General features: G+C 63.2%; 12 protein-coding genes. 11 read left to right on the forward strand and 1 reads right to left on the reverse strand.

Features of this window, described 5'->3' with window-relative positions:
- Positions 1-36: 36 nt before the first annotated feature.
- Entirely contained in the window at positions 37-1,158 is a 1,122-nt protein-coding gene (locus ACWF82_RS20755) for a VOC family protein (RefSeq protein ID WP_452503400.1), read from the reverse strand.
- 157 nt (positions 1,159-1,315) lie between these two features.
- Between ACWF82_RS20755 and ACWF82_RS20760 the strand changes: the two genes are divergently transcribed.
- The 11 genes from ACWF82_RS20760 to ACWF82_RS20810 all read left to right on the forward strand — a co-directional run bounded on the left by ACWF82_RS20760 (position 1,316) and on the right by ACWF82_RS20810 (position 12,922).
- Positions 1,316-1,966 (forward strand): TetR/AcrR family transcriptional regulator, encoded by a 651-nt coding sequence (locus ACWF82_RS20760; protein WP_452503402.1) that lies wholly within the window; start codon positions 1,316-1,318, stop codon positions 1,964-1,966.
- 64 nt (positions 1,967-2,030) lie between these two features.
- Positions 2,031-3,692: an FAD-dependent monooxygenase gene (locus ACWF82_RS20765; RefSeq protein ID WP_452503404.1), complete on the forward strand. Its 1,662-nt coding sequence runs from the start codon at positions 2,031-2,033 to the stop codon at positions 3,690-3,692.
- Complete coding sequence (locus ACWF82_RS20770; RefSeq protein ID WP_452503406.1) at positions 3,689-5,494, forward strand: AMP-dependent synthetase/ligase; 1,806 nt, start codon at positions 3,689-3,691, stop codon at positions 5,492-5,494. The genes ACWF82_RS20765 and ACWF82_RS20770 overlap by 4 nt, the downstream gene beginning before the upstream one ends.
- Positions 5,495-5,544: 50 nt before the next feature.
- Positions 5,545-5,898, forward strand: a complete 354-nt coding sequence (locus tag ACWF82_RS20775; RefSeq protein ID WP_452503408.1) for a DoxX family protein — start codon at positions 5,545-5,547, stop codon at positions 5,896-5,898.
- 59 nt (positions 5,899-5,957) lie between these two features.
- Entirely contained in the window at positions 5,958-7,463 is a 1,506-nt protein-coding gene (locus ACWF82_RS20780) for a hypothetical protein (RefSeq protein ID WP_452503410.1), read from the forward strand.
- Between the two features lie 76 nt (positions 7,464-7,539).
- On the forward strand, positions 7,540-8,049 hold the full coding sequence (locus ACWF82_RS20785; RefSeq protein WP_452503412.1) for a DUF2505 domain-containing protein: 510 nt from the start codon (positions 7,540-7,542) through the stop codon (positions 8,047-8,049).
- A gap of 19 nt (positions 8,050-8,068) precedes the next feature.
- Positions 8,069-9,031, forward strand: coding sequence for a fumarylacetoacetate hydrolase family protein (locus tag ACWF82_RS20790; RefSeq protein ID WP_452503414.1), 963 nt, complete (start codon positions 8,069-8,071; stop codon positions 9,029-9,031).
- 116 nt (positions 9,032-9,147) lie between these two features.
- Positions 9,148-9,999, forward strand: coding sequence for an MlaE family ABC transporter permease (locus tag ACWF82_RS20795; RefSeq protein WP_452503415.1), 852 nt, complete (start codon positions 9,148-9,150; stop codon positions 9,997-9,999).
- Positions 9,999-10,865, forward strand: coding sequence for an MlaE family ABC transporter permease (locus tag ACWF82_RS20800; protein WP_452503417.1), 867 nt, complete (start codon positions 9,999-10,001; stop codon positions 10,863-10,865). The genes ACWF82_RS20795 and ACWF82_RS20800 overlap by 1 nt, the downstream gene beginning before the upstream one ends.
- A 147-nt stretch (positions 10,866-11,012) precedes the next feature.
- A complete protein-coding gene (locus tag ACWF82_RS20805) occupies positions 11,013-11,915 on the forward strand; it encodes an MlaD family protein (RefSeq protein WP_452503418.1) in 903 nt (300 codons plus the stop codon).
- Positions 11,912-12,922 (forward strand): MlaD family protein, encoded by a 1,011-nt coding sequence (locus tag ACWF82_RS20810; RefSeq protein ID WP_452503420.1) that lies wholly within the window; start codon positions 11,912-11,914, stop codon positions 12,920-12,922. Before ACWF82_RS20805 ends, ACWF82_RS20810 begins: the two co-directional genes overlap by 4 nt.
- The last annotated feature ends 54 nt before the right edge of the window (positions 12,923-12,976 follow it).

Genomic DNA, 12,976 nt, shown 5'->3' on the forward strand with positions numbered 1-12,976 from the left:
GTTCGGTCGTATCGAGCTGGGAGTGTTGGGTGTGCCTCAGCGGGGAAGCATTGCCTTCATCATGGCGACCAGACGGGACGCGCTGATCTCGTTGTCCTCGCGGAGCGCGGCAACGATATTGCGGAGAAGTTCGGGAGAAGGCTTGGCGCCGAGGAAATCTCGTGTGGCCGGAGGTCCCCACTGTGCCAGTCCGGTCGCCGACATCGGGGCCCATCCGGTGGGCACGGTGGCGTCGAACAGGTCGCCATCGGAGAAGTGCTCGACCATCAGATGGTCCGGGTCTCGCCAGTAGTCGAACAATTGGCTGCCCTGAATGTGCCTGCCAATCCCCCACGCTCGCTGGTAGCCGTGGTCTGCGAGGTATTGGCCGCCGGCCGCCATGGCGTCGAGATCGCTGACCTGGTAGGCGGAATGCACGTAGCCACCGGAGGGGCCGAGGAACATCGCCAGGGTGTGATGGTCGGCCGGGTCGCTTCCGCGGTCACAACGGAGGAACGCCATGATTGGTCCACGATCGCGTTGGCTGTCGAGGAATAGGAAGTCGCTGACGATCATGCCGAGGGTGTCGAGGTACCAGTCGAGCGATTTGTTGAAGGTGCGGGTCTCCAGTACGAGGTGGCCCAGCCGCTGAACGCGAGCTGGTTCACGCAGCGGGCGCTGGGTGGCGTTGATGCGGGTGGGATGGGTCCCGAAGTTCAGTGCGAGTGGTTGCTGATCGGGCAGGGCGGGCAACTGTTCGACACCGTGCACGATTCGGACCGGGACGCCGTTCGGGTCTCGTAGCGAGACGACGCGACCACCGCCGGGTTGGCGCAGGAAAGTCGGCAGGGTCCCAGTCCGCCGGGCGAGCCGTTCGAAGTCGCCCGCGTCGGCCGCGTGGAAGGCGGGGCCGACGAAACGAGACGCGGGTCCTTTACGGATGACCAGACTGTGGGTGCCAGGGAACGTGCCACGCAGGTACAACGACTGCGTGGTGCGCTCGACGGTGGCGAGGCCGAAGGCGTGAGCAAATCGTTCGGCCTGGTCGAGGTCGGGTTTCTCGAATTCCAGCCACGCGAGATCTGTGACCTTGACGACCGGGTTGCTGACTCGTCCGGGCCGCTCGCCGCGCAATGCGCCCTCGTCGCTGTGCAGATCTTGATGCGCCGTCTTCGTCATCGTGGGTATACCGGCCCGTCGTTTCCATGACCGGGCCGGGCGGGGTGTCTGCTCAGGCCGAGTCTCCCAACATGTCAGATCCTCATCATCGAACACGCGCAACAATCTTGTCAACTGACAATTAAAATGTTGTCGCTACCTCAGGTAACATGCTTGCGTGAGCGAGATTGTTCAACCCAAGGTTCCCGGACGTCCGAGGGCGGGCGAGTCGCCTGCTGCGCGGGAGGAGATCCTGGCGGCGGCGTTGCATGCGTTCGCGCGCCATGGCTATGAGGGTGTGTCGGTGCGGACATTGCAGCGTGAGCTCGGAGTCAGTCACAACCTGATCAATCAGCGTTTCGGGTCCAAGCAGGGGCTGTGGCGGGCGGTGGTCGACTGGGCGTTCGGCAACCTGGTTGCCGAGCTGGGGGCGCTGCTGGATCCAACCCTGGACGATCCGCTCGATCAACTGCATCACGTGATCAGTAGATTCGTCGAGTTCAGTGCGGCGCACCCTGAGCTGCTGGCGCTGATGAACATCGAGGGCGCGTCCGACACCGAGCGTCTCGACTACATCTATGACACCTATGTCACCAAGGTCTTTCGTCCGATCGGTCAGTTGACCGACCATCTTGTGTCAACCGGCCGGATCCGGCCTATTCCGCTGCGCACCCTGCATTTCCTGATTGCGCACGGCGGCGCCGCACCGTTCAGTCTTGCGCCGTTGGCGCGCCGCTTCGATCCAGTCGACCCGCTGCTGCGATCCCAAGTCCGCAACCATGCGCAACTGGTCGCGGACCTCATTATCGAGGGGCTGCGCGTCCGATGACTTAGATGTGTCAGCTGTCAAAATAGTTGTTGACACCTGACAATATTACTCCTACGGTGTGTGCATGGTTGAAAACCACGCACCGGTCGCCATCGTCGGAGCCGGTCCAGTCGGCATGGTGCTCGCGCTCGAGCTGGCGCATCACGAGATCGACTCGATCTTGATCGAAGCTCACGCGAGCACCACGAAGTTCCCGAAGATGGACGAGACCAACCCGCGCAGCATGGAGTTGCTCGCGAGGTTGGGCATCGCGGACGAGATTCGCGCCGCAGGGGTAGCGCCGCATTTCAGCTTCGACACCGCATTCTGTTCGTCGCTGGCCGGGTATGAGTACGCACGGTGGTCCGACCCCTCGGTCGAGCAGATGCGCGAGCGGATCGCGCGCGCCACCGACGGCACCATGCCGGCCGAACCCTGGCAACGGATCTCGCAGGAGTATGCCGAGGCGGTACTGATGCGACGATGTCTCGACAACCCTCGCATCAGCGTTCATCGGCCGTGGCGAGCAAATTCGATCACTGAGTGTGGCGAGGTCGTCACGATAGAGACGGTCCATGTCGAGACCGCAGAGCGGCGCACGGTATCGGCGCAGTACGTCGTGGGTTGTGACGGTGCCCGCTCGCAGGTCCGCGCGTGTCTCGGTGTCGAGCAGGACGGGATGGAGAACATCCTCACGCTGGCCCTTGTCCATTTCCGGTCCCGTGATCGGCGCCGCCTACACGCGCATGGCCAGTTCTGGCATCTGTACTTCGCCTCCGGAGGCATTCTCATTGCCCAAGACGAGGGCGACACCTGGACGTTGCACGGTCTCGTGCCGCCGGATACCGATCCGGACGACATTGATCCGGTTGCATTCGTCCGCCGTATCTGCGGGGCGCCGGTTGAAGTAGACGAAATTTTGGCACAGTCACTTTGGCGGCCGAACGTGTTGCTGGCCGACCGTTTCCGCAAAGGCCGAGTCTTCTTGGCCGGCGATGCTTGTCACCAGGTGATTCCGAATGGTGGCTATGGAATGAACACCGGTATCGGCGATGCCGTGGATCTCGGCTGGAAGCTGGGCGCGGTACTCAACGGTTGGGGTGGCGAGGTCCTGCTCGACAGCTACGAGATGGAACGCCGCCCGGTCGCTGAACGCAACCGCGACTGGTCGTTCCGGCATGTCGGGGTGCAGCTCGAGATTCAATCAGAGGTCGATCTCGACCTCATCGGGGCTGCGTCAGACGAAGCGCGGCGGCATCGTCAAGAGATGGCGGCGTTCATTGCCACACGTCGTGGAGAGGCATGTAGCCCCGGAGTCGAGTACGGCTACTGCTACGACAACTCCCCGGTTATCGTGCAGGAGCCGGGTGAGGTGCCGCCGTTGGATCCGTTGCGCTATAAGCCGACCACGCGTCCAGGCGCGCGAGCCCCGCATGTCGTACTCGTGGACGGCCGCTCGATTCTGAGTCAGTACTCGCGCGCGTTCACCCTGGTCGATCACGGTGGAATCGGTGGCGAAAGGCTGGTCGAGGAAGCACGGGCTGCCGGAATCCCCATCCAGCACGTCAACGGAGCGTCAGCGGCGAGCGCGGCCGTCTATGAGCGTGCGCTAGTTCTGGTTCGCCCGGATGGCCATGTCGCCTGGCGCGGGGAGTCGGTGGACGACGATCCTGCCGCGATCTTGGCCATTGTTACCGGGCAAGTCGCGGTTTCCACCGCTGCACCTCAGGAAGAGGCAACTCGATGAGCATCCCCACCCCCCAGATGGTCGTGAACGCGCTGTCGATGCGCACGCTCGGCGAGGCATTTCTCGCCACCGCAGCTGCGCGCGGTGACAAGCCGGCTCTGGCCACCGAAGACGGCACGCTGGCAATTACTTGGCGCGAATACGGTGAGTTGGCCCGCCGCGCCGCGGCTGGCCTGGTCGGACTCGGAGTACGGCGTGGCGACACGGTTGGACTGCTGTTGAGCAACCGGCCAGAGTTCCACCTGGCAGACGCCGGTGCGCTGCTGATCGGGGCGACACCCTTCTCGATGTACAACACCTATCCGCCGGCGCAGCTGGCTCACCTGCTGGCTGATACCGGCGCGCGGGTCGTTGTTACCGAGCCCGCCTTGCTGCCGGGGTTGCTGGCAGCCCGGGACTTCGACGGCACCGCCGTCGAAACGATCGTCCTTGTCGGTGAACCCTGCGAAGGCACGACTCCATGGTCGCGAGTCATCGAATCGGACTCCACCGCAATAGATCTCGATACATTGATGGGTGAGGTCGAGCCCGAGGACGTCGCGGTCATCAGCTACACCTCGGGAACAACGGGCGCGCCCAAGGGTGTGCAGCTCACCCACCGCAATCTGCTGGCGATGGCCGATTCGGTCTTACAGGTCATGGCTGTTGATGCCGATTATCACCTGCTGTCGTACCTGCCGCTGGCTCACGTCGCCGAACGAGTCTGCAGCCACTACATGCCGATGGTGGTCGGCTACTCGATTACCAGTATCCCGGTGTTGAACCAGATCGCCGCCGCCCTACCGAAATTCCGCCCGCACATGTTCTTCTCTCCGCCAAGGTTGTGGGAAAAGATGCGTGCGGCTGTCCAGGCGTCGATCGCAGCCAACGAGAATCCCGAGTTGCGGGGCCAGCTCACCCGCGCTATCGAGGTCGGCATCGAGGCGGTGCACGAACGGCAGGCCGGTCGCCGTGTGGGTGACTCGCTCGAGGCTGAACTGGCGCGGACCGAACCGCTGAGGGCTGCCCTGCGCACCCGCCTCGGCCTGGATGCGATCGTAGTCGCCATCACCGGTGCTGCGCCGTGTCCACCGCAGGTGATCGAGTTCTTCTGGGCCCTCGGCATTCCCCTGCAGGAAATCTACGGATTGTCCGAAACCACCGGCTTGATCACCATGACCCGCGCCGACGAAGCGAAACTTGGGTCGGTCGGCCGAGCCCTGCCTGGTATGGAGGTTCGGCTGGCTGACGACGGGGAGATTCTCTCTCGCGGACCGCTGATCATGGCGGGCTACCGGAACCGACCGGAGGCTACCGCGGAAATGATCGATCCGGAGGGGTGGCTGCACACCGGCGATGTCGGGCGGCTGGAGCCCGATGGGCACCTCTACGTGATCGATCGAAAGAAGGAACTTATCATCAACGCCGCTGGGAAGAACATGTCCCCAGCGAATATCGAGGCTTGCATCAAGGAGAGCAGCCCGCTGATCGGGCAGGCATGCGTTATCGGTGACGGTAGGCCATACAACGTTGCGCTGATCGTACTCGAGGCCGATGCAGTCGGTGTGTTCGCCCACGCAAACGGCCTGTCAAGCAGTACGGTCCGACAATGGTCTGCAGAATCGGCTGTGCATGTTGCAGTTCGAACGGCCATCGATCGGGCAAATGCGGGGCTGGCCAGAGTGGAACAGATCAAACGATTCGTAATTCTGCCAGTTGAATGGCAGACGGACAGTGATGAGCTGACTCCGAGTTCGAAGCTGAAACGCCGCCCGATCGCAAAGAAATACGCCGCAGAAATCGAAGCGCTCTACGCGGAATAGATCGCACGGGCTGCGGTCAACAATAGGACACGAGGATAGAAAGAGAGCCCATGTTTATCGCTGCCGTTATTCTCGCAATCTTGCTTGCGTCGGCATTTCTCGCTGCGGGCGTCACGAAGGTCGTGGGCGCCGAAAAAGCTCTTGCCACGGCCGATCATCTGCGTGTGCCGCGTAGCCGGTATCGGGCGATCGGCGGACTTGAAACGCTCGGTGCCATCGGCGTACTGGTCGGCCTCGCCTGGGGCTGGCTCGGTGTGGCGGCGGGAATCGGGTTGCTCGCACTGATGTTCGGCGCGATTGCCAGCCACGCTCGGGTCAACGATCCCGTCAAAGCGATGGCGCCGGCACTCGGCCTCGGGCTGATCGCCGCCGCATTCATCGCAACTCGCGTGCTCAGTCTCTGACGATTTCACTCTCGAGTGCCACCGCCCGGATGGTGGTGCTCTGACCAGGAAGGAACCACATGCAAGGGTTTAAGGCGGCAACTGCGTCGTCAACGATGACGCGGGCGCAGGTCGTACTCGCCGCCGCAGTGTTGGCCGCCGCGTGCTCAACTGCCCAGGCCTACGCCGAACCAGGGAACGGCGGTTGTGGCACCGTCGAAGTCTCCACTGCCGATGAACTGTCGGCAGCTGTCGCCAATACCTGCTCGCAGAAGATCGCCGTCCGCGGAGTCATTTCCAGCCCCGCGACGATTCATCTCGCGCCCGGTCAGGAACTCAAGGGCAAGAGTGACGACGCCGCGATCACGTTCCCGGACGCGGTCGACGGTATCCAGCTCACAACCGATAATACCGTCTCGAAACTGCGGATCCAAGCTGCTCCCACGCAACGGGCGATCTTCAACGACACCGCGGTGGCCGGTCTCGGCAAAGTGAAGCTGGCGAACCTCACCACCACCGGTCAGGTGCAATTGCTGGTGAAAGACCAGGTTCGCACCGGACACGTGATCGTGGACGGACTCGATATCGTTGCTGCCGACACAACGCAACGCGAGAAGCCGCGCTATGTCTTCTATGGCAACGCCCTGGAGTCCATTCAGGGAGCGTTCCAGCTGTGGAACCAGCAGCCCGACGCGGAATCGGTTGTCAAGGCAGATCTGCGTGGTATCTCCGTCGGACGCCCCGAAGCGCCCGTGATCGGTAGCGGGGTATCGGTTTTCGGAGCGGCACCGATCTCTGTTCCCAGTGCGGATGGAACCCCGATCGGTGATGTCCTGCACCAGCTCAGCGAGCACCCGGTGTCCGGCAGTCTCCGTATCTCCACCCTCGAAACCGGTGCTCTGCACACCGACGGTGGATCGAATCCGCTCGGCTCGGCCGGCGCACAGGTCGGCTCGGGTGCCGTTTTCGTCGGGGCGCAGGCGCCTATCGAAACCATGCGTGTCGGTGGCGCGATCACCACGCGCGGGCTGAATGCCGGTGGCGTCGACCTCTTCTCCGATATCAAGTCCGTCACGTTCGATGGACCGATCGAAACCTTCGGCCCGACCGGTATCGCCATCGTCAACTGGCCGCATGTCGGAAAATTGACCGCCAACTCGTCGGTGACGACGCACGGTCTCGGCGCCCGCGGATTGAATGTTTACGCAGGCCACATCGACACCGTTCGTATGCGCGACATCACGACCAATGGACCCGGCAGCCCGGCGATCGATGTCTTTGCCGATATCGACGACCTCGGTATCGACGGCACCGTCCAGGCCAACGGCGCGCCCGGTCCGAGCCTGGTGCTCGGATCCTTCGTGATACTGCCGTCGGACGCCCTGCACGTCGCTGAAGGCGGCAATGTCGACAAGGCCAACGTCAGCGGTGTGCTGCGCACGACTGCCCCTGAAACCGCAGCGGTCCTCGTCGGACCGAACAGTCGAATCGGAACGCTCTGCGCAGCCGGTGGAATCGAGGCGACCGGAGCCGGCTCGCAGCCGGTCGACAACCAGGGAACCCTCACTCTGCAATGCCCCGCGTAACCCCACTGACGGAGTAGTTCGATGGTGCCGCCCGGCATACGTGCCGGGCGGCACCGAACTCGCAAGGAAAGACCCGATGGCAACACAACTGACCCTCACACAGTCGTTTCCGGCTTCACCGGAAGCAGTGCTCGACCTGCTCCGCGACCGCGATTTCGTCACCTCCTGCGTGCAATCGGTGAATGGACCCGAAGCCGTAGTGCTCAGCCACGAGGTCGTCGATTCTCGGCTGACAGTGACCTCCGAAAGCCCTGTACCCGCTTCGATTCTGCCCGGGCCGATGCGAAACATGCTGCCCTCCAACGCCCGTGGCACCAAGTCAGAAACGTGGAATGTTACGCCCGACGGTTACCGTGCGGCGATCGAAATTGCTGTCACCGGGGCTCCTGCCTCGGTTATCGCCGAGGCCACGCTGAAGGTCACCGAAGCGGGCGCCGACCTGTCGATCGTCGGAACAGCCGAGGTCAAGATCCCGTTCGTCGGTCCCAAGATCGAGAAGATGATGGTCGACCAGGCTCGTGAACGGCTCATCGCCGAGGGCGAATTCATCAGCGCACGCCTGGGTACAGACCCAGTTCCTGCCTAGGACCGAAGGAGAACAACTCGTGAGCATCAATCTGATCCGCTACCAGCAACAGTCAGAGGAAGCCGCCTGGGGTGTGGTTTCCGGCAACACCGTACTGCCGCTGCCAGCCGAATACAGCAGCACCGCAGAGATTCTGGGCGAGGGAGTCAAGGTGGCGCGCCACCTGCTCGCCGGCCAGAAGAAGGCGGTACCCGTACCGCTGGAGTCACTGCAATTGCTGAGCCCGGTGACTCGCCCATGCAAAGTTCTGGCCCAGGGCGCCAATTTCAAGACTCATCTCATCGAAAACAAGATGGACCCGAACCGGCCGTTCAACGTGTTCTTCACCAAGTCGAGTGCCTCGGTCTGCGGGCCGACCGACGACATCGTCCGCCCGGCGAACGTCCAGCTGCTCGACTACGAGGTCGAACTGGGCATTGTTCTCGGCAAACCGATCACGGGACCGGTCACGGTGACCCCGGAGGAACTCGGGGAGTACATCGGAGCGTTCGTCATCGCCAACGATGTGAGCGCTCGTGACGTCCAGCTCAGCGAGAACCAGTGGTACAAGGGTAAGAGCTATCGCACGTTCTGCCCCGTCGGCCCGTATCTGACGGTGCCGGATCCGCAGGAGGCGGCGCGCTGGTCGGAGCTGCGGCTGCATCTCGAGGTCAACGGAGAGCTGCGGCAGAACGAACTGGCGTCGGATATGGTGTTCGGCCCCGCCGCGACACTGACCGAGCTGTCCCAGATCGAGGACCTCGACGTCGGGGACCTGCTGATCACCGGCACCCCGGGTGGTGTCGCGTTGAAGCTGCCCAGCGCGATGGCACAGCGGATGGCGGGCCTGTTGCCGGAAGCGCGTCGGTGGCCGCTGTTCGTCAAGAGCCAGCTGCGCACCAGCGGATATTTGAAGCCCGGAGACATTGTCACTGCCGGTATCTCGACCGCGGACGGCGAGATCGACCTCGGTACCCAGCGCAACCTCGTGCGTGTCCCCTGACCGTTCACTACCGAAAGCTGTTCAACGGTGAACAGAAGCTCGAACCCCAGCACACCCGGCACCCGGGAACCGCGAACCCGGTTGCCCCATAGGCCGAAGCACTACGCGGAGGCCGAATGCCCGAAATGATCGTGAACCTCGATGCGCCGAAGCAATCGGCGACCCGGATCGTCGGCACCAATCTCACCGACACTGCCGTATCGGGACTGGAAACATTCGGGCGGGTTGTTCGACTGGCGCTCGAAGCGGTGACCGGGCTCGTGACCGATACCGTCCGACTGCGGTTCCAGTGGCGGGAGATGCTGCAAACCTGCTGGTTTCTCATCGCCGTGACCGCATTGCCCGCAGTCTTGATGGCCGTGCCGTTCGGTGTGATCGTCTCGGTACAGGTCGGCAACCTGATCAAGAACCTGGGCGCCGATGCGCTGCTCGGCGCGGCGAGCGGGCTGGGTGTCATCAAACAGGGAGCACCGATCGCGACCGGTCTGCTGCTGGGCGGGGCCGGCGCCGCCGCCATTGCCGCGGATCTGGGCGCCCGCACGATTCGCGAGGAGATCGACGCCCTGCGGGTGATGGGGGTCGACCCGATTCACCGCTTGGTCGTGCCCCGCATGGTGGCCATGGTCATCGTGGCCCCGCTGCTGAATGTCCTGATCATGTTCGCCGGAGTGATCGCCGGGTACATCGTCGCCGTCCTCTCACAGGGCGTGACACCCGGAAGTTATTGGGCCACCTTCGGTTCGTTCACCGTCGTCGCCGATATCGGAGTTTCGCTGGCCAAGTCGGCGCTGTTCGGCTTCCTCGTGGTGATCGTCGCGTGCCAGCGCGGAATGGAAGCGCGTGGCGGGCCCCGGGGCGTTGCGGATGGTGTCAATGCCGCTGTGGTGCTCTCAGTTGTGTTGATCGTGCTGGTCAACCTCGTGATCTCGCAACTGGTCGCGATGTTCCTGCCGGTGAGGATCGCCTGATGACTCCTTCTGCCTACGCCCCCCACGGACTCCGATGGCTGTTCAAACTCTTCCGTGCCCGTCGCCAGGCCACCGTGCCGGTCGAGGCGATCGGATTCGTCCTGGCCTTCATATGGCAGGTGCTGTCTTCGATCCCCGAGACGATCCACCGGTACCGAGCCGAAACAATGCGACGGATCACGGATATGACCTGGGGGAGGGGATCGTTGATCGTCGGCGGAGGCACCGTTCCGATGTTGATCGTCCTCGGCGCGGCAATGGGAGCGTTGGTGGGGATCGAGTCGTTCGCCACCCTGGACATGATCGGGCTCGGCCCGCTGACCGGCATCGTGTCGGCCTTCGCCACCACCAGGGAACTGGCGCCGATCGCGGCAGCGATCGGGTTCGCTTCGCAGGCCGGGTGCCGGATGACCGCGGAGATCGGATCGATGCGAATCTCCGAAGAGATCGACGCGCTGGAATCGCTCGGACTGCGGTCGATTCCGTTTGTCGTCACCACCAGGGTCATCGCGGGCGCTGTCGCCATCGTCCCGACCTTCCTCATCGCACTGATCCTGAGCTACCTCTCCTGCGCCACCGTGATCGTGACCTTTCACGGGGAAGCCAGCGGCGTATACGACCACTACTTCTTCCAGTTCGTCAGCGGCACAGACATCATCGCGGCCGCAGTCAAGATTCTCGTCCTCGCCGTCGTCGTGATCCTGATCCATTGCTACCAAGGGTTTTTCGCCAGTGGCGGACCCGAAGGGGTCGGCACCGCATCCGGCCGGGCAGTGCGGGCCAGTTTCGTGGCCATCATCGCCGTCGACATGATGCTGACGCTGGCGCTGTGGGGATTCAATTCACCGATCGAATTCACGGGGTAACCGATGAGAAACTACGGATTGCCCGGGGTGACCGCCGACCAACGTCGATCACTGCGCATCGGGACCGCTGCGATCGTCACCGCTGCGATAGTCGCGATTGGCGGGGTCGTCGTGGACCGCCTGGGCGGTGACGATCGAATGCGGATCATGTTGCAGACAGAGCGGATCGGCGACGGCGTCAGCGACGGAACACGAGTACGGGTGCGTGGCGTCGATATCGGGGAGGTCGAGGCCATCGATGCTCTCGGTGGTGACCGGCAGCGTGTCACCTTGGCACTGGACCGGACTGGGCTACATGGGCTCGATGACAGTCTCGCCGTCGACTATGTCCCCGCCAATACGTTCGGCATCAGCGTCATCGAACTCCGTTATGGACCGGGAGGTGCGCCGTTGACCGAGGACGGCACCATCGACCTGACCGGCCGCAACGCAGGGCGGGTGGACGACGCGACCATGGGCTACCTGATCCGATCCCTGACCCAGACCGCCACCCAGGTACTGACCCCACGGTTCGCCGAGATCCTCCGCGAGGTCGCCACCGATCTGCGCGCCTTCACGCCGATCCTTCAAATGATCGTCGTCACCGCGCAGAATATCGCCGAAACACAAAAGCATGCGCCGTCCTTTCTCATTCAGCAGTACAGCTCGACCCTCGCCGGGGCGGCACCGATGATCGACGGAACGATCGCACTGCTCGATCGCATCAACAAGATCGAGGTCCTGCGTACCGATCAGCCTCTGTTCGACGCCGGTGTCGCGATGATCGTCAACGATCTGTGGCCTGCGCTGAGCTCGCTCGGCGCGTCGATGAACCAGAACCTCGGTGACTACGCCGACATGCTGACGCCATTGCTGAGCGCGATCGCTCAGACGGTGCCGACCCCGCAGCGATCGGGTGCGCAACTAGCAGAACTCCTCGATCGCCTCGATCGGGACTTCACCGACGCGCAGGGCAACCCGGCCATGAACCTGCGAATCATCCTGAGTGGCGTGCCCGCGGTGGCTGGTCCACTGCTCGGCCCGGCGCCGATAGAGGTGGCACCGCGATGACACCGACTATCCGTACTTCGATTCGTCTGGTGGCCTTCACCGCGGTGATCGGCGTGATGCTCTTCGTCATCATCGCGGCGATCACCCGTCCGATCGGTGGTGAAGCAGATACCTACGTGGCCGAATTCACCGATGCCAGCGGGCTGAAAGCCGGCGACGACGTTCGCATGTACGGTGTCGCGGTCGGCAAGGTCCGTGCCATCACCCTCGACAGCAATATCGCCGAGGTGCGGCTCACCGTGCACAGCGGGCATCCGATCTTCGACAACACCATGCTGGCAATCCGCTACCAGAATCTGACGGGTCAACGCTACGTCGATATCCAGCAACCGGACCAAGCCGGCGGCTCCGTTGCTCCGGGAGCAACTATCGACACCAATCACACCCTGCCTTCGTTCGACATCACCACGCTGTTCAACGGACTACAGCCAGTGTTCTCAGAGTTCTCCCCGGGCGCACTGAACCAGTTCGCCGAAAGCATGCTCGCGGTGATCGAAGGCACCGGACACGGCCTCGGCCCGGCCATGGACGCGGTCGAGAACCTCAGTCGCTACGTCACCGACCGCCAGCAGGTCATCTCCGCGCTGGTGCACAACCTGCAGACCATTTCCGATCGAATCGGCGGCCGCTCGCCACAGCTGATCACGCTGATAGCTGGTCTCGCCGAAGTCTTCACCGCCCTCGACCAGCGGATCGACGGAATGATCGACTACGCCCTGACCGTGCCGCCCCTGCTGCTGCCGCTGGACCATCTCGCGGCAACCCTGGGACTCACCCCGGACCCCAACACCGATCTGAACGCGTTGATACACAAAGCTTTTCCTGATCCGCAAGAGGCGCTCGACGTCCTCGGGCGGTTGCCTGGACTGCTGCAGTCGCTCAACGCCATGCTCGGCGGCGAACCCGGACCGGATGTTAACCCGGTCTGCTCCCACGGCGACGCACCCGTACCGGGCATCGCACAAATTCTTATTCGCGAGCAAAGGATCTCGATATGCGATCGTTGATCCACAACTGGATTCGCAAGCAGGCGAGCTTCTTCCGGCGTCGAGGCGCGACGT

Source organism: Nocardia sp. NPDC055053 (assembly GCF_053608285.1).